19 protein-coding genes are annotated in these 25497 nt (G+C 73.1%); 5 read left to right on the forward strand and 14 right to left on the reverse strand.

The genetic code is table 11. The features are described 5' to 3' along the window. Positions 1-46: 46 nt before the first annotated feature. From AC2YHB_RS16150 to AC2YHB_RS16180, 7 genes are all read right to left on the reverse strand, one after another. On the reverse strand, positions 47-937 hold the full coding sequence (locus AC2YHB_RS16150; RefSeq protein ID WP_487354285.1) for a transglutaminase family protein: 891 nt from the start codon (positions 935-937) through the stop codon (positions 47-49). Next, positions 934-3423 (reverse strand): circularly permuted type 2 ATP-grasp protein, encoded by a 2490-nt coding sequence (locus AC2YHB_RS16155; protein ID WP_487354286.1) that lies wholly within the window; start codon positions 3421-3423, stop codon positions 934-936. Before AC2YHB_RS16155 ends, AC2YHB_RS16150 begins: the two co-directional genes overlap by 4 nt. Further along, positions 3420-6758, reverse strand: a complete 3339-nt coding sequence (locus tag AC2YHB_RS16160) for a transglutaminase family protein (RefSeq protein ID WP_487354287.1) — start codon at positions 6756-6758, stop codon at positions 3420-3422. The genes AC2YHB_RS16155 and AC2YHB_RS16160 overlap by 4 nt, the downstream gene beginning before the upstream one ends. Before the next feature lie 115 nt (positions 6759-6873). Then, positions 6874-8217 (reverse strand): HNH endonuclease signature motif containing protein, encoded by a 1344-nt coding sequence (locus tag AC2YHB_RS16165; protein ID WP_487354288.1) that lies wholly within the window; start codon positions 8215-8217, stop codon positions 6874-6876. A 428-nt stretch (positions 8218-8645) separates the two neighbouring features. Continuing rightward, the gene (locus tag AC2YHB_RS16170) at positions 8646-9662 is read right to left on the reverse strand and encodes a nuclear transport factor 2 family protein (RefSeq protein ID WP_179648204.1); all 1017 of its coding nucleotides are present in this window, start codon (positions 9660-9662) and stop codon (positions 8646-8648) included. 4 nt (positions 9663-9666) lie between these two features. Further along, positions 9667-10254, reverse strand: a complete 588-nt coding sequence (locus AC2YHB_RS16175) for a DUF2510 domain-containing protein (RefSeq protein WP_179648205.1) — start codon at positions 10252-10254, stop codon at positions 9667-9669. A 103-nt stretch (positions 10255-10357) separates the two neighbouring features. Next, positions 10358-11278 (reverse strand): dimethylarginine dimethylaminohydrolase family protein, encoded by a 921-nt coding sequence (locus AC2YHB_RS16180; protein ID WP_179648206.1) that lies wholly within the window; start codon positions 11276-11278, stop codon positions 10358-10360. 150 nt (positions 11279-11428) lie between these two features. Between AC2YHB_RS16180 and AC2YHB_RS16185 the strand changes: the two genes are divergently transcribed. The 4 genes from AC2YHB_RS16185 (at position 11429) to AC2YHB_RS16200 (ending at position 14212) form a co-directional block, all read left to right on the forward strand. Next, positions 11429-12130, forward strand: coding sequence for a GntR family transcriptional regulator (locus AC2YHB_RS16185; protein ID WP_051932533.1), 702 nt, complete (start codon positions 11429-11431; stop codon positions 12128-12130). A 223-nt stretch (positions 12131-12353) separates the two neighbouring features. Continuing rightward, a complete protein-coding gene (locus tag AC2YHB_RS16190) occupies positions 12354-12749 on the forward strand; it encodes a phage holin family protein (protein WP_036548931.1) in 396 nt (131 codons plus the stop codon). Next, positions 12746-13258 carry a low molecular weight protein-tyrosine-phosphatase gene (locus AC2YHB_RS16195; protein WP_308645504.1) on the forward strand — a complete coding sequence of 171 codons (513 nt, stop codon included), beginning with the start codon at positions 12746-12748 and terminating at the stop codon, positions 13256-13258. The genes AC2YHB_RS16190 and AC2YHB_RS16195 overlap by 4 nt, the downstream gene beginning before the upstream one ends. Positions 13259-13369: 111 nt before the next feature. Continuing rightward, entirely contained in the window at positions 13370-14212 is an 843-nt protein-coding gene (locus AC2YHB_RS16200; RefSeq protein WP_277987711.1) for a 3-hydroxybutyryl-CoA dehydrogenase, read from the forward strand. 19 nt (positions 14213-14231) lie between these two features. Here the strand turns inward: AC2YHB_RS16200 and AC2YHB_RS16205 are convergent, their stop codons facing one another. The 5 genes from AC2YHB_RS16205 to AC2YHB_RS16225 form a co-directional block, all read right to left on the reverse strand. After that, on the reverse strand, positions 14232-14975 hold the full coding sequence (locus tag AC2YHB_RS16205) for a hypothetical protein (protein WP_179648207.1): 744 nt from the start codon (positions 14973-14975) through the stop codon (positions 14232-14234). Between the two features lie 152 nt (positions 14976-15127). Beyond that, complete coding sequence (locus AC2YHB_RS16210) at positions 15128-16636, reverse strand: aldehyde dehydrogenase family protein (RefSeq protein WP_036548938.1); 1509 nt, start codon at positions 16634-16636, stop codon at positions 15128-15130. Positions 16637-16730: 94 nt separating this feature from the next. Continuing rightward, positions 16731-17549 carry a vWA domain-containing protein gene (locus AC2YHB_RS16215; RefSeq protein WP_207006957.1) on the reverse strand — a complete coding sequence of 273 codons (819 nt, stop codon included), beginning with the start codon at positions 17547-17549 and terminating at the stop codon, positions 16731-16733. A 146-nt stretch (positions 17550-17695) separates the two neighbouring features. Next, positions 17696-18592, reverse strand: coding sequence for an AAA family ATPase (locus tag AC2YHB_RS16220; protein ID WP_179648208.1), 897 nt, complete (start codon positions 18590-18592; stop codon positions 17696-17698). Continuing rightward, positions 18589-19704, reverse strand: coding sequence for an NDMA-dependent alcohol dehydrogenase (locus AC2YHB_RS16225; RefSeq protein WP_036548940.1), 1116 nt, complete (start codon positions 19702-19704; stop codon positions 18589-18591). Before AC2YHB_RS16225 ends, AC2YHB_RS16220 begins: the two co-directional genes overlap by 4 nt. 165 nt (positions 19705-19869) lie before the next feature. On the opposite strand from AC2YHB_RS16225, the gene AC2YHB_RS16230 reads away from it, so the two are divergent. Continuing rightward, the gene (locus tag AC2YHB_RS16230; RefSeq protein ID WP_487354289.1) at positions 19870-21801 is read left to right on the forward strand and encodes a sigma-54-dependent Fis family transcriptional regulator; all 1932 of its coding nucleotides are present in this window, start codon (positions 19870-19872) and stop codon (positions 21799-21801) included. A gap of 99 nt (positions 21802-21900) precedes the next feature. Here AC2YHB_RS16230 and AC2YHB_RS16235 read toward each other — a convergent pair whose 3' ends face one another. Beyond that, complete coding sequence (locus tag AC2YHB_RS16235; protein ID WP_179648211.1) at positions 21901-23865, reverse strand: primary-amine oxidase; 1965 nt, start codon at positions 23863-23865, stop codon at positions 21901-21903. Positions 23866-23914: 49 nt separating this feature from the next. After that, entirely contained in the window at positions 23915-25360 is a 1446-nt protein-coding gene (locus tag AC2YHB_RS16240; protein ID WP_179648212.1) for an APC family permease, read from the reverse strand. Positions 25361-25497 lie beyond the last annotated feature (137 nt).

Here is a 25497-nt window from a genome sequence, read left to right on the forward strand (position 1 = left end):
CGCGTGTCGGTGCCGAGAAGTGCCGGGTAGTGCGGCGAACAGCGTGTTACAGCACGGCCGGGCCGAGCGGCGCGACGTCCACCGACACCGTCAGCCGCGACGTCTTCGCCTCGGTGAAGATCACGCCCTTCAACGGGGGTACGTCGCCGTAGTCGCGCCCCCACGCGAGCGTGACGTAGCGGTCGTTCTGCCACTGGTCGTTGGTCGGGTCGAGGGCGAGCCACTCGTCGCCGCCGAGCCAGACCGCGACCCACGCGTGCGAGGCGTCGGCGCCGACGACCCGCTCCTTGCCGGGCGGCGGCTCGGTGGCGAGGTAGCCGCTGACGTAGCGGGCGGCCAGGCCGTGGGCGCGCAGGGCGGAGAGCGTGAAGTGGGCGAAGTCCTGGCAGACGCCCGCGCGCTTGGCGAGGATCTCGGACACGGTCGAGGTGACGGTGGTGGCGGCCGGGTCGTAGTCGAAGTCCGCATGGATGCGGTGCATCAGGTCGGTGACGGCCTCGCCCACCGCACGCCCGGGCAGCAGGGAGTCGGCGGCGTAGTCGCGGGCACCCGCGTGGACCGGCACCGCCGCGCTGGGCAGCGCGAAGTCGGTCGCCTGCCAGGCGCCCGGCGCGGACGGCGCGACCAGCGGCCGCACCGACTCCCACGGCCGGGCGGCGGCGTCCTCGTCGATGGCCGGCGGGACCACCTCGACCTCGCCGCTGCCGACGACGACCAGCTCGTCGTGCGGCGTGGTGACCTGGAAGTAGGTCACGGTGTTGCCGTAGTAGTCCGCGTCGCGGCTGAGGTCGCCGGGCTCCGGGGTCACCACGACGTCGTACCCGCGCACCTGCTGCCACGGCAGCTCCCGCGGGACGAGGTGACCGATGCCGAGGCTGTCGGTGACGTCGTCGTCATAGGTGTACGTCGTGCGGTGCTCCACCCGGTAGCGCGTCATGTCGTCGCCTCCGTGAGCGTCGGGAGCACGCCGAAGCTGCGCGGGCGCGGGCCGGTGGCGAAGTGCAGGTCCCGCACGGCCTCGGCGATCCGCTCGAGCTGGCCGGTGACGTCGTCGAGGAAGGCGACCAGGTGCGGCCGCTGCACGCCGCCGATCGCGACGAGCGCCGAGACGTCGGTGCCCTCCACCTCGGCGATGAGGTCGTCGAGGAGCCGCTCGGGACGGGTCGAGCCGGTGGAGGCGACCTGGCCGGCCACGTGCTCCTTGAGCCGGTGGAGGGCGAAGACGAGGGAGCGCGGGTTCTCGGGGTCCATCAGGAGCAGGTCGAGGACCCCGGCGGGGCGGACGTAGTCGCGGTAGCGGCGCCGGTGCGTCACGGAGCTCTCCGCGGCGGTGAGGACCGTCGCCAGCACCTCGCGGTCGACGTCGAGGCCGCGCCGCTCGGTGGTCAGCCGGAGCAGGTGGCACATCTGGAGGCCGCGCTCGAGGTAGCGCCCGGCGGCGGCCATGTGCCAGCCGGCGTCGCGGATCATGCTCGCCGTCACCCCTTGCAGGGCGAGGACCGCGGTCAGCATCCGCCCGGCGGACTCGGCGACCTGGTGGCTGTGGTGCGAGCCCTCCAGCACCGCCCGCGCGCGGTCGACCGAGCCCATCGCCCGCCAGGCGTCGGCGGACATCTGGTCGCGCACCCCGGTCAATGCGTCACGCAGGCCGGCCAGCGAGTGCGCGGCCGACCCCGGTCGTTCCTCGTCGAGCAGCACGGAGCGCAGGTCGGCCTCGTCGTCGTCCTCGACGCGCCCGGTGAGCCGGTGGACCGCCGACATCAGGATCTCCGAGCTCATGCCACCGGTGGTGCGGGGACGGGTGCGGTAGTCGGCGACCAGCACGTGCGCGGCGAGGACCAGGCGCAGCATGTCCTCCGACCGCTCGGCGTAGCGGCCGAACCAGAACATGTCGTCGAGGACGCGCGGCACCGTCGCCGGCAGCGAGCGCACCGCGGTCATCGGGAGGACGTCGGTGAGGCCCTGGTCCGGCTGCGTCGTCTCGTCCTTGAGAACCCACACGTCCTTGCTGGCGACGGTCCGGTCGCCGTCGCGCGCGGTCGCGAGGCCACCGAGCAGCGGACGGTACGCCGACCCGTAGCGCAGCGTGAACGCGCGCAGCAGGACGTCGGCCGGCTGCGCGGTGCGCCCGCGCCAGGTCGGCGACTGCGAGAGCTGGAGCCGCTGCTGGCCCACGAAGGCGTGCGGCCGGGCCCGCACGGTCACCCGGATCCGCTCCGGCGAGGCACCGGCGAGGGTCAGGTCGGAGCCGTCGATGCTGCGCACCACGAGCTCGTCGAGGTGGTCGAGCACGTGGTCGAGGCCGTCGGGGTCGCCGCACCACCAGGTCGGCACCGACTCCAGCCGCAGCGGCTCGCCGAGCAGGTGCTCGCAGGCGGCGGGCAGGAAGGGCAGCAGGCCGGGGTTCTCGAGCACCCCCGAGCCGAGCCCGTTGACCACCCGGACCCGCCCCCGTCGTACGGCCTCGGCGAGGCCGGCGACGCCGAGCTGGGAGTCGCCGCGCAGCTCCAGGGGGTCGCTCCACGCGGCGTCGACCCGGCGCAGGATCACGTCGACCCGCTCGAGGCGCTGCGGCGTCTTCATCAGCACCCAGCCGTCGCGGACGGTGAGGTCGCTGCCCTGGACGAGCGGGAAGCCGAGGTTGGAGGCGATCGCCGCCTGGTCGTAGTAGGTCTCGGAGTGCAGCCCCGGACTGAGTACGACGACGCGCGGGTCCGGCAGGTCACCGGTGGCCGACTGCAGCAGCGCCGAGCGGAGGGCCCACAGGTAGGGCGCCATCCGGTGCAGGTCGGCCTCGCGGTAGAGCTCCGGCATGACCCGGCTCAGCACGCGCCGGTTCTCGAGGGCGTAGCCGAGGCCCGAGGGCGCCTGGGTGCGGTCGCCGAGCACCCGCCACGCGCCGTCGCCGTCACGGCCGAGGTCGGTCGCCGAGAGCACCAGCGGGCGCGGGTCGCGCATCGAGGGCCGCGCCATGATCCGGGTGAAGCCGCGGTGGCCGAGCACGACCGCCGGCGGCACGATCCCCTCCGCCAGCAGGGTCTGGTCGCCGTACAGGTCGGCCAGCACGGCGTTGAGCAGCTCCGCCCGCTGGGCGAGGCCGACCTCGAGCTGCTTCCACGACGAGGCGTCGACGATGAGCGGGACCGGGTCGAGCCGCCAGCGGGTGGGGCGCTCGCCCGGGCGGGAGTAGGTGACGCCGTCGTCCTCGAGGAAGCGGGCGATCTCCTCGGCGACCCGGCGCATGTCGTCGCCGTCGATCTGCGTGGCGACCTCGGCCAGGCGCTTCCAGGGCGCGCGCAGCGAACCGTCCGGCCCGACGACCTCGTCGTACCGGCTCGTGACCTCGTTGTCACCGCCGTCGTCACCGGGCCCCGCCAGGGTCGGCTGGGTCAGTCCCGCGGCGTAGTCCCGCAGAACCGTCACGGGCGACCCCGGGCGGTCCGCGAGGCGACCCGGCGCAGGTCGAGGGTGTGCGGGTACTCGGCCGAGGCGACCTCGCGCTGCAGGCGCCGGAGCGCCGCGACGTCGACCTTGCCGGCGGTGTGGCGGCGCGGCTCGAAGCGGGCCGCGCGGCGGGCCTCCGCCTCCTGCGCGTTGACCGGCGGGTGGTCGTAGTTGCGCCCGCCCGGGTGGACCACGTGGTAGGTCGCGCCGCCCAGGCTGACGCCGGCGTCGACGTCGACCACGTCGAAGGTCAGCGGGGAGTCGACCGGGATCGACGGGTGCAGCGCCGACCACGGCGCCCAGGCCTTGTAGCGCACGCCGCCGTAGTGACCCGTGGGTGCGGGTCCGGGGTCGACGGCAGTGAGCGGCACGGGAACACCCTGACACGTCACCAGGTGGCGCTCGGGGTCGATTCCACGCACCGTCACCTGGATCCGCTCGACCGACGAGTCGACGTACCGTGCCGTCCCGCTCCCGGTCGCCTCCTCGCCGAGCACGTGCCACGGCTCGACGCCCTGGCGCAGCTCCATCGAGATCCCGCCGGCGACGTCGGCGAAGCCGATCCGCGGGAAGCGGAACTCGGTGAAGGGCGCCAGCCACGCGGGGTCGAAGTCGATCCCGGCCGCGGCGAGGTCGGCGACCACCTCGTGGATGTCGGCGATCGCGCCCTGCGGCAGCAGGAAGTCCTCGTGCAGACGGGTGCCCCAGCGCACCAGGGGCGCGGTCGACGGGTCGATCGGGCTCTCCCAGAACATCGCGACCAGGCTGCGCACGAGCAGCGCCTGGACCAGCGCCATCTCCGGGTGCGGCGGCATCTCGAAGCCGCGCAGCTCCAGCAGGCCCAGCCGGCCGCGCGTGGAGTCGGGGCTGAAGAGCTTGTCGATGCAGAACTCCGCGCGGTGGGTGTTGCCGGTGAGGTCGGTCAACAGGTGGCGCAGGGCCCGGTCGACCAGCCACGGCCGAGGCCCGGCGTCGCCGTCCGCGGCCTCCGCGACCAGCCGGGCCACCTCCGCACAGGCGATCTCCATCTCGTAGACCGCCTCCGGCCGACCCTCGTCGAAGCGCGGCGCCTGGCTGGTGGGCCCGATGAAGCGCCCGGAGAAGAGGTACGACAGCGAGGGATGCCGCTGCCAGTAGGTGATCAGGCTGACCAGGAGGTCCGGGCGCCGCAGGAGCGGGCTGTCGACCGGCTGGTGCCCGCCGAGGGTGAGGTGGTTGCCGCCGCCGGTGCCCGTGTGGAGCCCGTCGAGGTCGAACTTCTCCGTCGACAGCTTCGCCAGCCGGGCCTCGGAGTAGAGCGTCGTGGTGAGGTCGCTCAGCTCGGCCCAGCTGCGGCTGGGCTGGACGTTGACCTCGATGACACCGGGGTCCGGCGTGACCGACAGCTGCACCAGCCGCGGGTCGGGCGGCGGCTGGTAGCCCTCGATGACGACCGGCGTCGCGGTCGCCCGGGCCGCCGCCTCGACGACGTGCAGCAGGTCGGCGTAGTCCTCGAGCCGCGTCGTCGGCAGCAGGAAGACGTGGACGTGCCCGTCGCGCTCCTCGAAGGCCAGCGCCGTGCGGTCGGCACCCTCCGGGTCCGCGAGCACGACGGCCGGCACGCCCGCGACGAGCGGCTCCCCGGCCTCGAGGTACGACGGCTGGGCCGGCGCCTCGGGGTCGACCCAGCCGATCGCGTCCAGCGGCAGCCGGAGCCCGACCGCGCTCGTGCCCGGAGTGAGCACCAGCCGCCCGCGGCGGAAGCGCCACACCGGGCTGGTCCAGCCGGTCTCCGCGGTGGCCAGCGGGAGCACCCAGCCGGTGGGCTCGGTGACGTCGGCGTCGAGCCGGGCGACCAGCTCCGCGTCGGGATCGTCCGTGTCGTCGGTGGCCGGCCGGTCGCCGTACGGCTGGGCGACGTGGGTGGCGAGCGCGGCGAAGGGGTCCTCGTAGGCCGGGCGCAGCTGGTCCTCCGGCAGCCCCAGCAGCCGGGTCACCTCGGCGCCGAAGGCGTGGGCCCGGGGGGCTCGCGACGGTCGCTGCGCGACCTCCTCGACCACCGGGGTCGCCCACGGGTCGGCCAGCAGCGCCGGGTCGCCCCACAGCGGTTCGCCGTCGCTGCGCCACTGCAGCGAGATCGCCCAGCGCGGCAGCGGCTCGCCCGGGTACCACTTGCCCTGCCCCCGGTGCACGACCCCGCCCTCGGCGTACAGCTTCTGGAGCCGGGCGGCCAGGTCGACGGCCAGCCGGCGCTTCGCGGGCCCGTCCGCGTCGGTGTTCCACTCGGGCGTCGAGGAGTCCTCGAGCGAGACGAAGGTCGGCTCGCCACCCATCGTCAGCCGGACGTCACCGGCCTCGAGCCGCTTGTCGACGGCCGCGCCCAGCTCGTCGATGCGCGCCCACTGGGCCGGTGTGTACGGCGCCGTCACCCGCGGGTCCTCGTGCACCCGGGTCACGGTGTTGCTGAAGGAGAAGGTCACCTCGACCGGGTCGGTGGCGCCCTCGATCGGCGCGGCCGAGCTCGGGTGCGGCGTCGCCGACAGCGGGATGTGGCCCTCGCCGGCGAAGAGCGCGCTCGTGGGATCCATCCCCACCCAGCCCGCGCCCGGCAGGAAGACCTCCGCCCACGCGTGCAGGTCGGTGAAGTCCTCGGTCGGACCGGTCGGCCCCTCGATCCCCTCGGTCGCGAACGCGTCGGGCGCCAGCTGGACGAGGTAGCCGGACACGAAGCGCGCCGCCAGGCCGTACTGCCGCAGCAGGCTCACCAGCAGCCACGCCGAGTCGCGGCACGACCCGATCCCGCTCGCCAGCGTGTGGTCCGGCGTCTGCACGCCGGGCTCCATCCGCACCGAGTAGGCGACGTCGCGGTGCACGGCACTGTTGAGGTCGGCGAGGAACTGCACCGTCGGTACGCCGTCCGCGGGCAGCTCCGGCAGGCCGCGGCGCCACTCGTCGGCCGCCTCCGCGTCGGTCACCGGCCGCAGGTAGGGCGTGAGGTCGGCGGCGAGCTGCTCGTCGTACGCGAAGGGGAAGCGCTCGGCGTACTCCTCGATGAAGAAGTCGAACGGGTTGATCACCATCAGGTCCGCGACCAGCCCGACCGTGATGTCGAGCGTCTTGACCTTCTCGGGGAAGACCAGCCGCGCCAGCCAGTTGCCGAACGGGTCCTGCTGCCAGTTCACGAAGTGGCCCGCGGGCTCGACCGTCAGCGAGTACGCCTCGATCGGCGTGCGGCAGTGCGGCGCAGGCCGGAGTCGTACGACGTGCGGCGCCACCGCGACCGGCTCCGCGAAGTCATACGTCGTGCGGTGCTCCAGCGCGACCTTGATCGACATGGAGCCAGCCTAGGGACACCCGGGCTGCCGCGGGTTTCGGCGATGTCACGGACGCCGGGGTAGAGCGGGCGTGCCAATGGCCCCGCCGACTCCGGCGGGGCGTGGGGCGTGGTGGTCAGTGGCCGTCGAGCGGTGTCGTGCCGGCGGGGCCGACGTGGAAGTGGTGGCCGTGGGGGCTGGTCCACAGGTAGTGGCCGGGGCTGGTGACCTGGTAGCGCCAAGTGCTGTGGGTCTTGGCGCGGTGGTGCCGTCGGCAGAGTGGGACGAGGTTGCAGGGGCAGGTCTTGCCGCCCGCGGCGTGGGGTGGGGCGTGGTCGAGGTCGCAGCGGACCGCTTGTTGGGGGCAGTTGGGGAACCGGCAGGTGTGGTCGCGGAGGCGGACGCGTCGTTGGTGGCGGTCGGGGATCTCGTACGAGTCGACCGGAACGCAGTCGGCCAGGTCGATGACCGGTCGGACGATGACGGTGGAGCCCGGGACCTGGAGCCATTCCCGGATCTGTGCGGTGGTGACCGGGCAGCGGCCCTCGTCCCAGCGACCGACGGTGTTGGTGGTCGAGGAGGTCGCGCAGCGACCGTCACGAGACCCCTGTGCCTGTGCTGTCAGGGCGGTGTCGGTGATGTGGACGTTCAGCTCCACCCGACGACCGGGGGCTTGGGCGAGGACCTCACCGGTGGTCTCGTCGGCGATCAGCAGGTCGAGGGCCAGGTCGCGGCGGGCGATCGCACCGACCGCCTTCGCCCGACGCACGTCGAGGCTGGACTCGTCGCCGAGCTGGCCGCGCAGGTGCGCCTCCCGGGCGACGGCCTGGTTGAAGTCGTGGCCGTCGGCGGCATCGAGGTAGGCGTCGAGGTGCACGCCGCCGTGTGCGTCGACCTCGTCCATGTGGACGTCGCAGTGGCGGCGGTCGTTCGCGGCTTGGCGTTCAGCTTCTGCACGTTCGGGGTCGAACCGGAGGATCGCCTCGGTCACGAGGCGTTCGAGCTGCGCCCACCCGACGCCGCCGACGGCGGCGTTGAGGTGCCGGTCCACGAACCCCGCCGCCTGCTCGGGGAGGGAACGGGTGAGGTCGGCGATCCTCTGAGCCCGCCACGGCGCGACCCGGCCGTCCACCACGGCGGCGTACAGCAGCGGGAGGCGCCAGGCGCACTCGACGACCTGACCGACATACGACCGCCCACCCTCAGGGGTCCGGCCGAGCACCGCGATGAGCTCCATCAGCTGGAACTCGCTCACGAGCGGTGCACCCGGGCCGGCGATCGGGACACCGGTGTCGAGGTAGCCCTCCGTCAGGGTCGCGGCACCCTCAGCACCATCGACGATATTGGCGCCGGCCCAGGCGACGATGTTCATCCACTCCCGGACCAGGAGATGGTCACGGACCTCGGCGTCGTCAGCGATCCACGACAGCAACGACGCTGTCGAGACAGTTGTCGCGGTGCCGCTGGTTCCGAGATCCATGACTGGATTCTCCCATCGACCTCCGACACAACGAAGCGACGGAAACCCGCCTGTGGACAGGGGAAAATCCATCCGGCGCATGTGAAGAACTAGTCGTGCGACGAGTGATCACGAGGCCGCCGGACCGCACCCGACCGCGGGACCCAGCCCCGCACCCAGCCTCCTCGTCGCTGCGTTTGAAGACCCGACCACGCACCCAACCGAAGGGCACAGCAGGTGCACCGGAGCAAGGGGTCTCGAGACGGTCGCTGCGCGACCTCCTCGACCACCGGGCGGACGGCACCCGACCGCCGAACTCAGCCCCGTACCCAGCCTCCTCGTCGCTGCGCTTGAAGACCCGACCACGCACCCAACCGAAGGGCACAGCGGGTGCGCCGGAGCCAGGGGTCTCGAGACGGTCGCTGCGCGACCTCCTCGACCACCGGCGGTCACTCGGCGGTGTCGTCCGACCCGTTGATCCGCCACACGCCGTCGACCTTGACCAGCGTGAAGGTGCCACGGTCGGCCTCGCCGGCGATGGTGATGTCGACGGGGACGGAGGCCTTGCCGGCCGCCTCGTCGACGTCGGCCTTGCCGACGGTGTACTTCAGCTGGCTGGAGAAGGGCGTGATCTCCGACGGGTCGCAGCTGCCCTCGTCCTTGATGTAGGCCTCGGTGACGAGGTCCTCCGCCGTGGCGCAGTCGCCGTTGACGAAGGCCGTCATGAAGGCCTCGACGACGGACATCGGGTCGTTGGCGACCGCGTCGGCGGTGCTGGTGCCGCCGGGGGTGGTGGCCGTGTCGGTCGGGTCGCCGGTCGGGTCGTCGGTCGAGGAGGTGCTGTCGGTCGGGTCGTCGCCGCCGCTGTCGATGGCGTACGACGCCACGAGCCACGTCCCGTCGACCTGCTCGAGGTTGAAGACGTAGTCCTCCGTGCTGCCCTCGTTGTCGAAGCTCACGGGCACGGTGGCCTCGTCGCCGTCGATGACCGGGTCGCCGACCTCGGAATCGACGTCGGAGGTCGAGAGCAGCCGGAACTCCGCGGCGTTGCACGGGTCGGCGGCCTGCGCGGTCTCGGTGAGGAAGGTCTTGGCCTTGTCGCAGTCGGCATCCCCGGCCGCGGCGATCAGGCCCTCGACGACCTTGTCGGGAGCCGCGCCCGTCGACGCCGTCGTGTCGTCGTCACCCTTCTCGTCGCCGTCGTCGTCGCTGTTCGTCAGCAGCACGACCAGCGCGACGACCACGCCGACGAGGAGCAGCGCACCGATCACGCCGAGCGCGACCAGCAGGCCCTTGCCCTTGCCTCCCGAGGCAGGCGGTGGCGGGCCCCACGGACCTCCGGGCGGCGGGCCGGACGGGCCACCGCCCGGGGGCGGGAAGCCCGGCGGCGGGCCCTGCGGCGGGCCGGACGGCGGCGGGAAGCTGGTGGGCGGGACGGCGCCGTACGGCTGGTTCGGGTCGCTCATCGGATCACGGCTCCAGGAAGTCGGAGGCCCAGGACTCGAAGCCCTCGGGGTCGGTCGGGAAGTCGGACAGGAAGTCGCTGGGGAACTCGGTCGGCAGGTTGCTCGGCAGCTCGGGCAGGGGCGGCGCCTCGGAGGTCGGCTCCTCGCTCGGGAAGTCCGAGGGCTGGATCGTCGGGGTGTCGAGGGACGACGACGGTGCGTCCGGCGTCGTCTCGGTCACCGACGGGCTGGTCGCGTCGTCGGTTCCCTTGTCCTTGTCGTCGTCGTCGCGTCCGAGGAGCAGCAGCACGCCGACGACCACGACGGCGACCAGCACCAGCGCGCCGAGCACGCCGATCGCGATGCGCAGGCCCTTGCCGCCCCCGACCTGCAGCTGCTGGAGCTGCGCGGTCGCCGGTGGCGGTCCGGGCCGCGCCGCCGCTGGTACGACGACCGTCGAGTCCCCCGCGATCGGCGCGGTGTCGGGGCCGACCTGCTCCCCCGCCCCGGCCTCACCGCGGACGTGGTCGGTCCAGCCGTTGCCGTCGAACCAGCGCTCGCGGCCGCTGCCGTCGTCGTACCAGCCCGGCTGGCTGGGCGTGGGTCCGGGCACCGGAGCTCCTGGGGGGTGGGTGGACTGCAGTGGTGGACACCGTATCCACCCGGAGACCCGCTCAACCGCGGGACCGGGAAGGCGGGACCGGGAAGGCGGGAACCTAGGCCGCGGCCGTTCCCGGGTCGACGACCTGCCCGCCCGTGACCAGCTCGAGGTCGCGGCCGAGGGTGATGTCGAGCGGGTTGGTCAGGCAGCGGACCGAGCCGCCGCCGAGGTGGAACTCCGAGACGTCGACGAGGGCGACGTCGAAGCCCAGCGTGTCGAGCCAGTTGCGCACCCGGCGGGGGCACTCCGGCATCACGACGGTCCGGTCGACGACCACGGAGTTGGCGCACCAGCTGCCGATCGCCTCCTCCTCGCTGAGGATCACCGGCTGCGGGACGAGGTCGAGCAGCGCCGCGGCCGACTCCTCGTCGAAGGCCGACGGGCAGACCAGCGCGTGGTCGTCGTCGAGCGGGCAGAAGGCCAGGTCGAGGTGGTACATCCCGGGGTGCGTGATCCGCACGCCGCGCACCTGCACCCCGAGGTCGTGGGCGAGCTGCTTGAGCGCGAGCTCGTCGGTGCGGGGGCCGTGGCCGACGACCAGGTCGCCGCGGAACGGGAAGGCGTCGCCGGCCTCGAAGTGTGCACCGATCCCCTCGCGACCGATGTACGACGGCGCGAAGCCCTGCGACTCGAACCATGCCCGTGCCGCCGGGGTCTCGACCCGCCGCTGCGGGTAGCGCATGTGCGACAGCACGACGGAGCGGCGGCCGGGGCCGGTCCAGTCGGGGCGCAGCGCGACGAGGCCGAGGTTCATCGCGTAGACCATGTCGGGCGCCTGCGGCAGCGCCGGGACCTCCTCGACGGTGGCGCCGAGCGAGCGCAGGGTGCCCGCGAGCGCCTGCCACTGGTCCCGGGCGCGGACCGGGTCGGGCTGGACGGCCGGGTCCATGTACGGGTTGATGGCGTAGTCGATCCGGTACGACGACGGGTCCACCATCGCGTAGTGCCGTCCCCACTCCAGCGTCGCCGAGCTCATCGCCCCTCCTCCAGCAGTCCCTGTGGTGCCCATCGGCACGCCCACCCCGAATTGTCAGACAATCTGACAAGAAGGACAGGATAGCGTCCGCACCGCGGGACCGGGAAGCGAACCCCCGCCTGCGTGTCCCGAGGCGGCAGAATGGAGCCCATGCCTGCCGCTCCCGCCACCCGGAAGGCGTTCACCACGCTCAGCGTCGAGCACGCCTCGACCGTCTCGCGGGTCGCCGCCGAGCTGCGCCGAGCGGTCTTCGAGGGCGAGCTCGAGAGCGGCACGCCGCTGCGCGAGATCGCCCTGGCCGAGTCGCTCGGGGTCTCCCGCCCGACCGTGCGCGAGGCGCTCACCGTGCTCGTCGCCGAGGGCCTCGCCACCCGTGAGCCCAACCGCGGCGTCAGCGTGGCGACTCCCCGCGCCGAGTCGGTGCGCGACGTGTGCCGCGCCCGCTGGGTGCTCGAGGGGGCAGGCGTGCAGGCGTGGGAGTCCGCCGACGCCGTACGACGCCAGCGGGTCCGCGACACCCTGGACTCCTACACCGCGGCGGTCCGCGGCGGCGAGGCGTCGTACGAGGAGCTCAACGAGCGCCACCTGTCCTTCCACGTCTCCCTCGTCGAGCTCACCGGCAGCCCGCGCCTGGTCCAGATGGCCGAGGCGCTGATGGACGAGCTGAAGCTGGCGCTCGCCCAGGTCGACCGGCTCAACCGCAACGCCCACGACGAGGCCGAGTCGCACGAGGGCCTGGTCGAGCTGCTGGAGGCCGGCCGGCTCGAGGGGCCCGACGGCGCCCACGAGTTCCTCCGCAAGCACATCGAGGACGCCGAGGTCGAGATCATCGAGGCCCTGCGGTTGGAGTAGGCGGAGGCCGTCGCGCAGGCGATCCGGCCGGCACAGAAGCTGCACCGGGGCCGGGCGTCTCGTGACGGTCGCTGCGCGACCTCCTCGACGAGCGGCGGGGCTGCGCGACCTCCTCGACGAGCGGCGGGGCTGCGCGACCTCCTCGACGAACGGCGGGCTGCGCGACCGCCTCGACGAACGGCGGGCTGCGCGACCGCCTCGACCGACCCGGCAGACTGGGCGCATGATCGCGTTCCTGTCGCGCTGGGCCATCACCACCGCCGCCCTCGCGCTCGCCGCTCAGCTCATCGACGGCATCTGGTTCGAGGGAGCGACCCGCGGCAGCGCGGAGGTCGAGGACAAGATCGTCGACCTCGTGATCGTGGCGCTCATCTCCTGCGCGATCACCGCGTTCGTGAAGCCGGTGCTGACGATCCTGTCGATCCCGTTCATCCTCGTGACGCTCGGGCTGTTCCTCATCGTGATCAACGCGCTGCTGCTGCGCTTCACGGCCTGGCTGGCCGACGGCGTGGGCCTCGGCTTCCACGTCGACGGGTTCTGGCCGGCGGTCTGGGGCTCGATCATCATCAGCGTCACGACCTGGTTCCTCGACGCGATGGTCGGGGTCGAGGACGAGTGACGGCCACCCTCCCGGCACCGCGTACCCCGGGCCGCTACCGCATCTCCGTCGTCTGCCTCGGCAACATCTGCCGCTCCCCCATGGCCGACGTCGTCCTCAACGCGCGCGTCGCCGACGCCGGCCTCGACGACCGGGTCACCGTCGTGAGCGCGGGCACGGGCGACTGGCACGTGGGCGACGCCATGGACCACCGCGCCGCGGCCCTCCTCACCGACCGGGGGTACGACGCCAGCAGGCACCGCGCGCAGCAGGTGCTCGCGCACTGGCTCGACGAGCACGACCTCGTGCTCGCGATGGACGCCGCCAACCTGGCGGACCTGCGCGCCCTCGCCAGCGGCGTGGTCGACGGGGAGCGGCTGCGCGCGTTCCGCGACTTCGACCCGGAGGGGGCGGGCGACGTACCGGACCCCTACTACGGCGGCGACGCCGGGTTCCGCACGGTGCTCGCGATGGTCGAGCGGACCGCCGACGAGATCGTCGCCGGCCTGGAGCGCGTCGTCACCGGCTGACAAAGGGAGCACCCGTTCTTTGTGGGGTATCCCCTCGTCGCCCGCCGAGGGGCGGCGTAGATTGCTAGGACGTCCTAGTAATGCGAGCGAACGGAGCGGGGAATGACGGACATCCAGCGGGTAGGCGTCGTCGGTGGTGGCCTGATGGGCTCGGGCATCGCCGAGGTCAGCGCCCGGGCCGGCAAGGACGTCATCGTCGTCGAGTCGTCCGCCGCCGCGGTCGACGCCGCGCGCAACCGCCTGGAGGCCTCGCTCAAGCGGGCCGAGAGCCGCGGCAAGATCGAGTCCGCGGACGCTGTGCTCGCCAACATCCGCGTCGTCGACGACCTCACCGAGCTCGCCGACCGCGACATGGTGATCGAGGCGATCATCGAGGACGAGCAGGCCAAGACCGACCTGTTCCGCCGCCTCGACGAGATCGTCACCAGCCCCGAGGCGATCCTGGCCTCCAACACCTCCTCGATCCCGATCATGAAGCTCGCGGTCGCCACGAAGCGCCCGACCCACGTGCTCGGCGTCCACTTCTTCAACCCGGTGCCGGTGCTCAAGCTGGTCGAGCTGGTCCCGTCGCTGATGACCGCCGAGGCGACCACCGAGCGGGCCCGCGGCTTCGTCCAGGACGACCTCGGCAAGAACGCCATCGACTGCCAGGACCGCGCCGGCTTCGTCGTCAACGCGCTGCTGATCCCGTTCATCCTCTCGGCGATCCGGATGCTCGAGTCGGGCTTCGCCACGGCCGAGGACATCGACCAGGGCTTCGTGCTGGGCGCCGCGCACCCGCAGGGCCCGCTCGCGCTCGCCGACCTGATCGGCCTCGACACCACGCGCGCGATCGCGGAGTCGCTCTACGAGGAGTTCAAGGAGCCGCTCTACACCGCGCCGCCGCTGCTCAACCGCATGGTCGAGGCCGGCCTGCTGGGCCGCAAGACCGGGCGCGGCTTCTACACCTACTGACGCGCGCCGACCGGCCCGCTCAGGAGAGCTTGCCGACCGCGCTCGCAGGGACGCTGAGCTCGTTGCCGGCATAGGTGACGGTGTAGCCGTTCGTCGACAGCGCGGTCGCGAGCCCGATCGTCGCCTTGCACGTCGCGATCGCCGTCGACTCGAAGGGCCCCGGCCCCTCGTGCTCCACGGTGACGCCGGAGCACATCACCTTGCCCGCGACCGAGAAGGTCAGCGTCTGGCCCGGGTACCCGGTCGTCAGGTAGCCGGGACCGAACGGCACCTGGTGCAGCAGCTCCGCGCGGAAGGTCGTCGGGACCAGCCCGAGGAGGCCCTTGGCGACCTTGGGCGCCGTCAGCTGCACCGGCTCCCGCAGCACGTCGAAGGTCTGCGTCTGCCGCGGCGCGGGCTGGAACTCCTCGTCGCCGGCCTGGTCGGCGTGCACGATGCAGGTGCCCGGCGCCGTGACCCAGACGGTGATCCGGCCCGGGGTCTCGATGTCCCCGAAGACGCCGGGGGTCGCGTGGCAGGCGGTGCTGGCCGGGTCGACGGAGAACTCCACGAGGAGGCCGGACGTCGCGGAGGCGTAGGGGACGTAGTCGCCGAAGTCGTTGGTGTGCACCCAGTCCTGGCCCACCGGCGCCGTCGTCTGGAAGGTGATCGACTGCTCCTGCCGCGGGTCGTCCGGCACGGGGTCGGCGGCGGCCGCCCCGACGCTCGCGGGGACCGCGAGGGCGACGAGCACGGCAGGGACGAGCGCGCGGGCGATCTTCACGAGGACCTCCTGGAGCAGGCCGGACGTCGGCCGGAGACCCGCTCAGGCTAGTCCCGGACGGAGCCCGGCGCCCATGGATCCGAAGGCAAAGAATCAGCAGCTGGTGATCCCCGGGCCGGCCGACCGCACGACCGCCGGCCCGGGGAAGTGCGTCACGCCAGCAGCGCGTTGACCGACTTCTGCTCGGTGTAGGCGTCGATCGCCGAGGCACCGAGCTCGCGACCCCAGCCCGACTGCTTGAAGCCGCCGAAGGGCATCGCCGCGTCGAAGGCGTTGTGGCAGTTGATCCAGACCGTGCCGGCCTTGATCTGCCGCGCCGTGCGGTGCGCCTTGGTGACGTCCCGGGTCCAGACCGAGGCCGCCAGGCCGTACGGCGTGTCGTTGGCCGCCGCCACGACGCCCTCCTCGGCGTTGAACGGCGTCGCGACCACCACCGGCCCGAAGATCTCCTCGCGATAGACGCTGAAGGACGAGTCGACGTCGACCAGCACGGTCGGCTCGACGTAGTAGCCCTCGTCGCCGTGGCGCCGGCCGCCGGTCAGGGCCCGGGCACCGTCGCGGAGCCCCTGGTCGACGTACCCGAGGACGCGGTCGAGCTGGGTCTGGGAGACGAGCGGGCCGACCTCGCTGGTCGGGTCGAGGCCGGGCCCCAGCCTGCTCGCCGCGGCGACCTCGGCGACGCCCTGGGTGAACTCCTCGAAGATCTTGTCCTCGACGAGCAGCCGGGTGCCGCTGGTGCAGGTCTGGCCGTGGTTGAAGAGGAAGCCCGACGCCGTGCCCGGGATGGCGAGGTCGAGGTTGGCGTCGGCGTACACGACCTGCGGGCTCTTGCCGCCGAGCTCGAGGCTGACCTTCTTCAGGTTGCCCTTGGCGGCGTCGACGATCAGCTTGCCGACCTCGGTCGACCCGGTGAAGGCGATCTTGTCGACGTCGTCGTGCGCGGCAAGGGCGGCGCCCGCGTCGCCGTACCCGGTCACGACGTTGAAGACGCCGTCCGGCAGGCCGCAGTCGGCCATGATCTCGGCGAGTCGCAGGGCGGTGAGCGGGGTGTCCTCGGCCGGCTTGAGCACGACCGTGTTGCCGCAGGTGAGGGCGACCGGGATCTTGAAGGCGGCCATCAGCAGCGGGAAGTTCCACGGCACGATCGCGCCGCACACGCCGACCGGCTCGCGCAGCGTGTAGGCGTGCCACTGGGTGCCGGGCGCCCACGGCACGGACACCGGGATGGTGCGGCCCTCGATCTTGGTGGCCCAGCCGGCGTAATACTGGAAGAGCTCCGCGACCCAGGTGACGTCGACGGCCTGCGCCACCGCGGCGGACTTGCCGTTGTCGAGGGCCTCGAGCTGGGCCAGCTCCTCGGCGTGCTCGTAGATCGCCTCGCCGATCCGGAAGAGCAGGCGCTGGCGCTGGGCCGGCGTCCACAGCGACCACTCGCCCTCGAAGGCCTTGCGGGCGGCGCGCACGGCACGGTCGACGTCGACCGCCTCGCCGTGGGCCACCTCGGTGAGCACCTGGCCGGTCGCCGGGTCGCGCGTCTCGAAGGTGCGGCCGGAGGCGGCGTCGGTCCACGCCCCGCCGATGAACAGGCCCTTGGGCCGGGACAGCCACTCCCGCACCTGGGGCAGGACGGCGGTGTCGGTGGGCACGAGCAGGTCGGTCATTTTTCCTCCGTTGGCGTTCGACTCGATCCGTGTGGACCGAGCGTCGTCCGCCAGCGGGGACGGGGGTGTTCAGGTTCTGGACATTCGTCCGGCGTCAGCCCAGCAGCCGGTCGAGTACGACGGGCAGGTCGGCCAGCGCGGCCAGCGACTCGACCCGCGCGCCGGCGCGACGGGCGAAGCCCCGGGCCTCGTCGTCGTCGCTCGCGGGCGCGATCACCAGCAGCTCGTCGAGGGCGCGGGCGGCCGCCGTCGGGTCGACGTCGTCGGTGACCCGGCAGTCCGAGAGCAGCACGGTGATCCGGCGGCGGGCGCGCGCCGGGGCGAGCTGCTCGCGGGCGGCGCGCAGCGCGGCGTCGAGCGAGGTCATGCCGTGCCCACGCAGGCCGAGGACGCGCTCGACGGTACGGCGGGGCTCGGCGGGCGAGGCCAGGCCCACGACGACCTCGGCCCGGCGGTCGAAGGCGATCACGGACAGCTCGCCGCCGGACTCGGCAACCCGCAGGGCGCACGCGGCTGCGGCCATCCCGGCCGTGGCCAGGCGCTCGCCGTCCATCGACCCGGAGCGGTCCACGAGCAGGCACACCGCGGTCGACGGCCGCTGCCACACGAGCGAGGTGAGCTCGTCGAGGGCCGCCGGCCGGCCCTCGGCCCGGGCGACGGCGACGGCCTCCAGCGACGCGTCGAGGTCGAGGTCGCCGCCCCGGTCGGCGCGGGTCGGGCGCAGCCGGCCCGCGCCGATCCGGCCGCTCGGTCCGCTGCGGGCGCGCTCGACGACCAGCCGCGGCACCAGCGCCTGCACCTTCGCGCGCAGGACCGGGTCGGTGGCCCGGCTCATCAGGGCGAGCAGCGGGAGCACCCCGTCGGGGTCCTCGGCGACGGCGGCCTCCACCGCCTCCACGTCGAGCTCGCCCACCTCCGGGGAGAGCTCGGCGAAGCGCTGGTTGCGCGCGAGCTCGTCCCGCCCGTGGGTGCGGTCGGGGCGGCCCCGGCGCGACGCCTGCGGCTGGTCGGCCGGCGCCCCGGCCGGCTGGGGAGCGCCCGCCTCCGGAGGAGACGGGCTCAGGCTTCCCCCGGGTCGGCTCCGTCGTCGCCGGGCCGCGGTCCGAAGACGGCGGCGTACAGCTCCTCGATGACGTCCTCCGGCCTCCGGGTCGACGACTCGTCGACCCGGATCCGGCCGCTGAGCGCCACCAGTGCGGCGTCGAGGCCGACCTGCCAGTCGTCCTCCGCGACACCGCGCGAGCGGGCGAGCTGGTGGTTGATCCCGGCGAGGTCGATCGCGCCGCGCACCGACGAGCCCACCCGCAGCTCCCGGTGGCTGCGGGTCGCGCGCACCAGCGCCACGGCCCGGTCCCGCCAGGCGTCGGAGGGGAAGGGCGCCCGCAGCGCGACGATCCGCGACTCCGCCTCGGCCGACTGGTAGCCCATCGCGATCCGGCAGGTCCGGTCGTGGACGGCGCTGGACACCCGGGCCGTGCCCACGGCGTCGTACGGGTTCATCGCGGCGACCACCCCGAAGCCCGGAGCCGCGCGCACCAGCCCGAGCCGGGGTACGACGATCTCCCGCTCCGACATGACGGCGAGCAGCGTGTTGAGGGTCTCCTCCGGCACCCGGTTGAGCTCCTCGACGTACAGCAGGCCGCCCGCACGCATCGCGGTGAGCAGCGGCCCGTCGACGAACACCTCGGGCTGGTAGCCACGGCTGAGGACCAGCGCGGGGTCGAAGTGGCCGACCAGGCGCGCCGGGGTGAGCTCGGCGTTGCCCTCCACCAGCGCGAAGGAGCTCGCCCGGGACGCCGCGACCCGGCGGAGCAGGGTCGTCTTGCCGGTCCCGGGCGGCCCCTCGAGGACGACATTGGCACCGCTGGCCAACGCCGCCTCGAGCAGCTCGGTCTCCCGCTCCCGGTCGACGACCCCGCTCCCGGTGACCCCGCTGTCCTCGGTCAGGGTGGTCACGAGTGGTCGTGGACGACGACGCCCCGGACGTTCTTGCCGTTGAGCAGGTCGTCGTAGCCCTCGTTGACCTGCTCGAGCGTGTAGGTCCTGGTGAGGATCTCGTCGAGCTTGAGGTCGCCGGACTGGTAGAGCCCGAGGATGCGCGGGATGTCGACGGTGGGGTTGCAGTCGCCGAAGAGGCTGCCGCGCAGCTGCTTGCGGTAGAGCGTGAGCACCGAGCCGGGCAGCTGGATGTTGGTCTCCTCCAGCTTGTTCAGCCCGGTCAGCACGACCTTGCCGCCCTTGCCCACGGCGTTGAAGCCGTCGGCGACGATCTCCGAGGTCATCAGGCCGGGAGTGAGGATGGCGGAGTCGGCCATCTGGCCGCGGGTGAGGTTGGTGATCGTCTCCATCGCCAGCTCGGCCGACTCGAAGGCGTGGGTCGCGCCGAGCTCCATCGCCTTCTCCCGCTTGTTGGGGAGCGGGTCGATGGCGATGACGTTCTTCGCGCCGGCCAGGGCGGCGCCCTGGACGGCGTTGATGCCGATGCCGCCGACGCCCATCACGATGACGGTCTCGCCGGGCTTCACCTCGGCGGTGTTGACGGCCGAGCCCCACCCGGTGGGGACGCCGCAGCCGACGAGGACGGCCTTCTCCAGCGGCAGGTCGTCGTCCACCTTGACGCAGGAGTTCTGGTGGATGACGCCGAACTGGCTGAACGTGCCGAGCATGCACATGGCGCCGTACTGCCCGGCGGGGCCGGTGATCGGGAAGCGCTCGCCGGGCAGGTAGCCCTCGAGGATGGTGGCGCCCATGTCGCAGATCGACTGCTGGCCGTTGGCGCAGTAGCGGCAGGTGCCGCAGTTCGGGATGAACGAGCACACGACGTGGTCGCCGACCTTGACCCGGGTGACGCCGGGACCGACCTCCTCGATGATGCCGGCGCCCTCGTGGCCCAGGACCATCGGCAGGCGGGCCTCGAGGTCGCCGTGGGCGATGTGGACGTCGGAGTGGCAGAGGCCGGCGTGGGTGTAGCGGATCAGGACCTCGCCCTCGCGGGGCTTGTCGAGGGTGAGCTCCTCGATCTCGATGGGCTTGCCGGTCTGGTAGACGACTGCGGCCTTGGTCTTCATGGAGTTCTCCTGGGTGGGGCGCCGGGGCGTCGGCGGATGGGACGTGACGCCGGCCACACTCGCAACGACGGGCGCCGGCGGATGTTCAGAAACTGGACAACCGGGTGCCAACCCCCTGCCGTTTACTGTGACCGCGGTCACGAGGCCGCACCCGAGGAGGGACGCGTGACGACAGGAACGGACGAGCTCCGCGACCCGATCGCGAAGTCGTGGCAGCGCGCCACGATGGCCGGGCTGACCCCGGGCAACGCGCTGGACCACCTGACCTACAGCGACGTGGACACGTCGGGCCCCCTGCTCTCGGCGGCGTCGGCGGTGCTCGACGAGCTCAACGACCAGCTGCAGGGGACGATGTTCTCGACCCTGCTCGTCGACCGCGAGGGCCGGATCGCGCAGCGCTGGTGCGGCGACCGCGGCGGTCGCCGGGCCTTCGACAACCTCGGCCTCGACGTCGGCGCCTCGCTCCTCGAGGAGGCGGTGGGCACCAACGCCCTCGGCACCGTGCTGGAGACCCGCACGAGCATCACCATCAACGGCGGTGAGCACTTCGCCGTGCCGCTGCGGCGGTTCAGCTGCTACGGCCACCCGATCTTCCACCCGACCACGCGCCGGATCGAGGGGGTCCTCGACATCACCGCGCTCATGGAGGAGGCCAGCCCGCTGCTGCCGCCGCTCGTGGCCCGCGCCGTCGCGGACATCGAGCAGCGCCTGCTCGACCGCAGCCGGGTCTCCGACAAGCAGCTCCTCGCCGCCTTCCAGGCCGCCGGCACCCGGCGCCGCGCCGTGGTCGCGATCGGGCAGGACCTGTTCATGTCCAACCAGGCCGCCTCCGACCTGCTCGGCTCGACCGACGTCGCGCTGCTGCGGATGCTGGTCGGCGACCTGCAGGACAACGCCGACGTGGACCTGACCCTCGAGTCCGGGCTGGAGGTCCGGGTCGAGGCCAGCCGGGTCGGTGGCGCGCGCGGCGGCGCCCTGCTGCACGTCGAGCCCCGCCGCGAGCTGCGCGTCGCTCCGCGGGCGGTCCGACCGGACCTCGCCCACGCGCCGGTGCTGGTCTCCGGCCCGCCGGGCTCCGGCCGGTCCACCGAGGCGCGACGCAGCAGCGAGGTCCAGCCGGTCACCGTCCTCACCGCCGCCTCGGCCCTGCTCGACGGTGCCGAGGCCTGGGCCCGCAACTTCGGCGCGCTCGTCCGCGCCGGCCAGGGAACCGTCTGCGTCGACGGCATCGACCTGCTGCCCGACGACCTGATCGACCTCGTCGCGACCCACCTCGCCGAGCGGAAGGCGCCCCGGCTCGTGCTGGTGTGCGGTCCGGTCGAAGGCCTCTCGGGGCGGGCCGCAGCGCTCGCCGGGGAGTGCACCGAGCGCCGCGTCCTCGCACCCCTGGCGAGCCGGCCGCACGAGCTTCCCGAGCTGGTACGACGGATGCTGGCCGACCTCGGCGCCGACTCCTCGCTGCACTTCACGCCGGGCGCGCTCCGTGCCCTCTCGGCCCAGCCCTGGCCCGGCAACCTGCGCGAGCTGCGGGCCGTCGTCGACCACGTCGTACGCCACCAGCGCACCGGCGCCGTCGTCCTCGACCAGCTGCCGGAGGCCTACCGGGCCCAAGAGCCGACGAAGAAGCTGGCGCCGATCGAGCATGCGGAGCGTGCCGTCATCGTCGAGGCCCTGCGCGAGCACGACGGCAACAAGGTGAAGGCCGCGCAGTCGCTGGGCATCTCGCGCACCACCCTCTACGCGAAGATGCGGGCGGCCGTCAGCGCGCTGACGACACCTCCGCGGGCAGGTGGCGCCGGCGACCCGCCAGCCGTGCCACCAGGACCCCCACGGCGAGCACGACCTCGAGCCCGGCGACCAGGCTCGCGACGTGCATCAGGTCCCATCCCTCGCCGTGGAGGTGCGCCGCCACGTGGCCCGTCGCCGCGTGGGCCGCCCCGCCGTGCGCGGCGGGGCCTCCCGTCGTGCCCATCACCAGCAGGTGGAGGGCGACCATCGCGGCGGCGGTGCCGGCCGTCCACTCCCACGCCCGGGAGTCCGACGTCCGCCACAGTGCCGGCACGCAGCGCAGGCAGGCCAGCGCCGCAGCGAGCATGAGGAGCACGGCCAGCGGCGGCATCGCGCCGAGCGCCGCCACGTGCAGGCCGACCGAGACGACCGCCAGGCCGGCAGCGACCCGGCCGGCCACCAGGCCGGTCACTTCATCCCCCGGCAGTGCGGGGTCGTCCCGGCCGGAACGTCGAGGGCCGGGTTCCGGTCGAAGAAGCCGACCGGCTTCAGCGTGAAGCCGGTGTAGTCGACCGGCATGACCGGCCAGTCCTCCGGGCGGGGGAAGTGCGTCAGGCCGAAGGTGTGCCAGAGGACGATGTCGGCGCCGTCGATGTCGCGGTCCTGCTCGACGTACCGCTCGAGGCCGTCGGTGCCGGGCGACTGGTTGACGATCTCGCCGGCCGGCCAGCGGTGGCCGTCGTCGTGCGCGCTGACCCACAGGTGGTGCGTCCCGAACGCGCCGCGCCTGGCGATGACCGAGGACGGGTCGGCGAGCAGGGTCGGCTGGCCCTCGGGGTGCAGCGCGTAGCCGACGGGCTGGCCGAGCCGGTTGGTCCGCTCCGGGTTGGTGACCAGCCAGGTCCGCGAGGCGAGGTTGTCCGCGTGCCGCCGCGCCTCGAGCTCGGTGCGCAGCCGGGTGTGCTGCTGGCGGAAGGCGTTGCCGTACGGGTTGACGTCGCTGACCGGCACCCGCACCGCGTCCACCTCGTCGACGGCGTTGGTGTGCCCGTCGACCGCCATGTCGAGGCGGGCGGAGAAGAGGTGCTGGTGGAAGGGAGCGCCCAGCCCGGGCGCCATCTCGGTCGCGAACCCGTCCGGCCCCGTGTACGCCGACGTGAACACGATCCCCGTCGCCTTGGCCTCGAGCTCGATGGTGCCGTCGAGGTAGAGGTACCAGTAGAAGCCGTAGTCGTAGTTGCCGATCGTGAGGAAGAAGGAGATCACCAGGCGGCGCTGGCGCCGCGTCTCGGCCATGCCGTTGAACAGGTCGGTGTGCTTCCACAGCACGCCGTAGTCCTCCTCGTGCAGGCAGATCGCGTTCGTCAGGGTGCGTGGCTCGCCCTTCTCGTCGGCGATCACGGCGTCGACGTAGGTGATCTCACCGAGGCAGTCGCAGCCGAGCTCGAGGGAGTTCGTGTAGCGACCGAAGATGTACTCGCCCTGGTCGAAGTAGTTGATCCAGTAGCGCGAGGGCGCCGGGTCGCCGTACGGCACGACCATCTCGGGGATCGAGGCCCGGTTGACGATGGGGCGCACCCCGCCCGGGGCGGCGTCGTCCTTCCACCCGAGCTGGTGGAGGACCAGGCCCTCGCGGACGTCGAAGGTGAACCGGAACTGCCAGTTCGCCCACTCGATGAGGTTGTCGGTGACGGTGAAGCTCGGGCCCTCGGGCTGGGTGATCTCGATCGGCTTGAGGTCGGTGCGGGTCGGCGACCCGTGCGGCTCGGCGTTCCACTCCCCCCGCTCCATCGGCACGTCCATCATCGCGTTGTCGGCGACGGCGAAGACCGCCCGCTCGGTCAGGTCGACGTAGGCGCAGACGCCGTCGATGGGGTGCGCCCACGGCAGGTCGGCCTCGTCGAGCTGCAGGAAGGCGAGCACCCGGCACATGCGGCGGCCCTGCTCGGCGGGGTCGCCGAAGTTGCCGGCCGACAGCGGCACCGCGCGGACCATCGCGGGGTCGATGCCCCGCTTCGCCATCGCGGCCAGCCAGTCGTCGCTGGCCAGCAGGATCTGCTCGATGTCCTCGAACTCCTCGTCGAGGATCGGGCCCTGGCCCTCCGCGAGGGCGTCGATCGCGCGCGTCGACTCGACGGCACCCGCGCTCACGTCGACCACGACGCTCGTCGCGGCGCCGGAGGCGCGGTCCACGAGGATGCTGGCGACGGTACGACGGAACGGGTCGCCCTCGGCGTGGGCCAGCAGCTCGGCCTTGGGCGCCTCGAGCAGGCCGACGTAGACGAAGCGGGTGTCCGGCCCGAGCAGGCCCGCGGCGTCGACGACCTCACGGTTGGCGCTCACCTCCTCCGCGGTCAGCAGGGACAGGGGGTGCGCGGTGAGCGGCGCGGTGGGCGGCGCGGTGGCGGCCGGGCGGGTCGGGGTGGCGGTCATGGTGGTCTCCTCGTGTCGGGATGGGTGGTGGAGGGCGGGGTCGGGCCGGTCAGGGCTGCGCGGGGGCAGGGACCGGGTCGGGGACGGCCTGGCGTCGTACCGCCAGGGAGAGCAGGAGGCCGGCGGCGAAGGCGCCGATGAGGAGCGCCTTGAAGCAGGTGGCGACCGTCGCCGAGCCGCCGACGAGCAGGGCCAGGTTGTCGACCGTCATCCAGGCGAAGGCGGCGAGCCCGCAGATGGCGACGGCCGGGGCGATGACGGCCTGCCAGGGCGTGGCGAGACCCGGGTGGCGACGGAAGTAGGCCACCACCGCGACCGAGGTGAGCAGCATCAGCGCGATCAGGCCGACGACGGACACGGCCGCGAACCAGGTGAACACCTCGAGCACCGGGTCGAGCTGGAAGGCCAGGCAGAGCGCCAGCAGGACCGCACCGACGACCGACGTGGTCAGGGACGCGACGTGCGGCGAGCCGTGGTGCTCGTGGGCGCGGCCGAGCGCCGCCGGCAGCACCGCGACCTCGGAAGCGGGGTCGCCGAGCGTGTGGAGGTAGCGCGAGATGACGTTGTGGAAGGCGAGGATCGCCGCGAACACGCTGGTCACGAGCAGCACCTCGACGACGTCGCCGCCGAAGCCGCCGAGCACCGTCGTGGCGGTCTCGCCGAGCATCGTGCCCGGGTCGGCGACCGCGCGGGCCACGGCGCCCTCGTCGCCCCACCACGAGACCAGCGCCCAGGCGGACAGGGCGTAGAAGCCGCCGATCAGCAGGAGCGCCGCGTACGTCGCCCGGGGGATCGTCCGGTCGGGGTCGCGCGCCTCGTTGCGGAAGATGGCGGTGGCCTCGAAGCCGATGTAGCCGGCGACGGCGAAGATCAGCGCGATCCCCGGGGCGCCGGAGGTGAATGCCGACGGGTCGAGGGCGGTGCTGGCCAGCCCCTCGTCGCCGCCGCCGCGGACGACCACCACGACGTTGAGGACCATCACGACGGCGACCTCGGCGACGAGCAGCACGCCGAGGACCCGGCCCGAGAGCTCGATGTGGCGGTAGCCGAGCAGCGCGACGACGACCATCACCGCGACGCTCCACACCCCCCACGGCAGGTCTGGCCCTCCGTGGTCGGTGACCAGGACGTCGATGGCGCTGCCGATGAAGCCGTAGACGGCCAGCTGCACGGCGGCGTACGAGACGAGCGCGAGGAAGGCGGAGCCGACCCCGGCCGGGCGGCCGAGCCCCCGGGCGACGTACGTCGAGAAGGCGCCGCCGGCGTCGACGTGCCGGGCCATGGTCGTGAAGCCGACCGCGAAGAAGAGCAGCACGACCGTGCAGACGACGTACGACGCGGGGAAGGCCGCACCGTTGCCCGCGGCGATGCCGATCGGGACGGTGCCGGCGACGACGGTCAGCGGGGCGGCTGCGGCGACGACCATGAAGACGATCGCGCCGACGCCGAGGCTGCCGGAGAGCCGGTGGTGACCGGCGGACGGGGTGGTGGACATCGGTGCTCCTTGTCGGGACGGGCCGGGATCGGCGCCTCCACGCTCGGCGGCGGACGTCTCCGTCCGGTCTCCGCCGGGTGAAGGTCTCCGCACCGCGGATGGGAACGGAGACGGGTCGTTCCGGGCGTGATGCAGCT

Source organism: Nocardioides sp. SRI_004, from assembly GCF_057586415.1.

Coding starts and splice junctions, on each gene's coding strand:
- AC2YHB_RS16150 (WP_487354285.1), bottom strand. CDS start 937: ATGACGCGCTACCGGGTGGAGCACCGCACGACGTACACCTATGACGAC.
- AC2YHB_RS16160 (WP_487354287.1), bottom strand. CDS start 6,758: ATGTCGATCAAGGTCGCGCTGGAGCACCGCACGACGTATGACTTCGCG.
- AC2YHB_RS16165 (WP_487354288.1), bottom strand. CDS start 8,217: ATGGATCTCGGAACCAGCGGCACCGCGACAACTGTCTCGACAGCGTCG.
- AC2YHB_RS16170 (WP_179648204.1), bottom strand. CDS start 9,662: ATGAGCGACCCGAACCAGCCGTACGGCGCCGTCCCGCCCACCAGCTTC.
- AC2YHB_RS16180 (WP_179648206.1), bottom strand. CDS start 11,278: ATGAGCTCGGCGACGCTGGAGTGGGGACGGCACTACGCGATGGTGGAC.
- AC2YHB_RS16185 (WP_051932533.1), top strand. CDS start 11,429: ATGCCTGCCGCTCCCGCCACCCGGAAGGCGTTCACCACGCTCAGCGTC.
- AC2YHB_RS16190 (WP_036548931.1), top strand. CDS start 12,354: ATGATCGCGTTCCTGTCGCGCTGGGCCATCACCACCGCCGCCCTCGCG.
- AC2YHB_RS16210 (WP_036548938.1), bottom strand. CDS start 16,636: ATGACCGACCTGCTCGTGCCCACCGACACCGCCGTCCTGCCCCAGGTG.
- AC2YHB_RS16225 (WP_036548940.1), bottom strand. CDS start 19,704: ATGAAGACCAAGGCCGCAGTCGTCTACCAGACCGGCAAGCCCATCGAG.
- AC2YHB_RS16235 (WP_179648211.1), bottom strand. CDS start 23,865: ATGACCGCCACCCCGACCCGCCCGGCCGCCACCGCGCCGCCCACCGCG.
- AC2YHB_RS16240 (WP_179648212.1), bottom strand. CDS start 25,360: ATGTCCACCACCCCGTCCGCCGGTCACCACCGGCTCTCCGGCAGCCTC.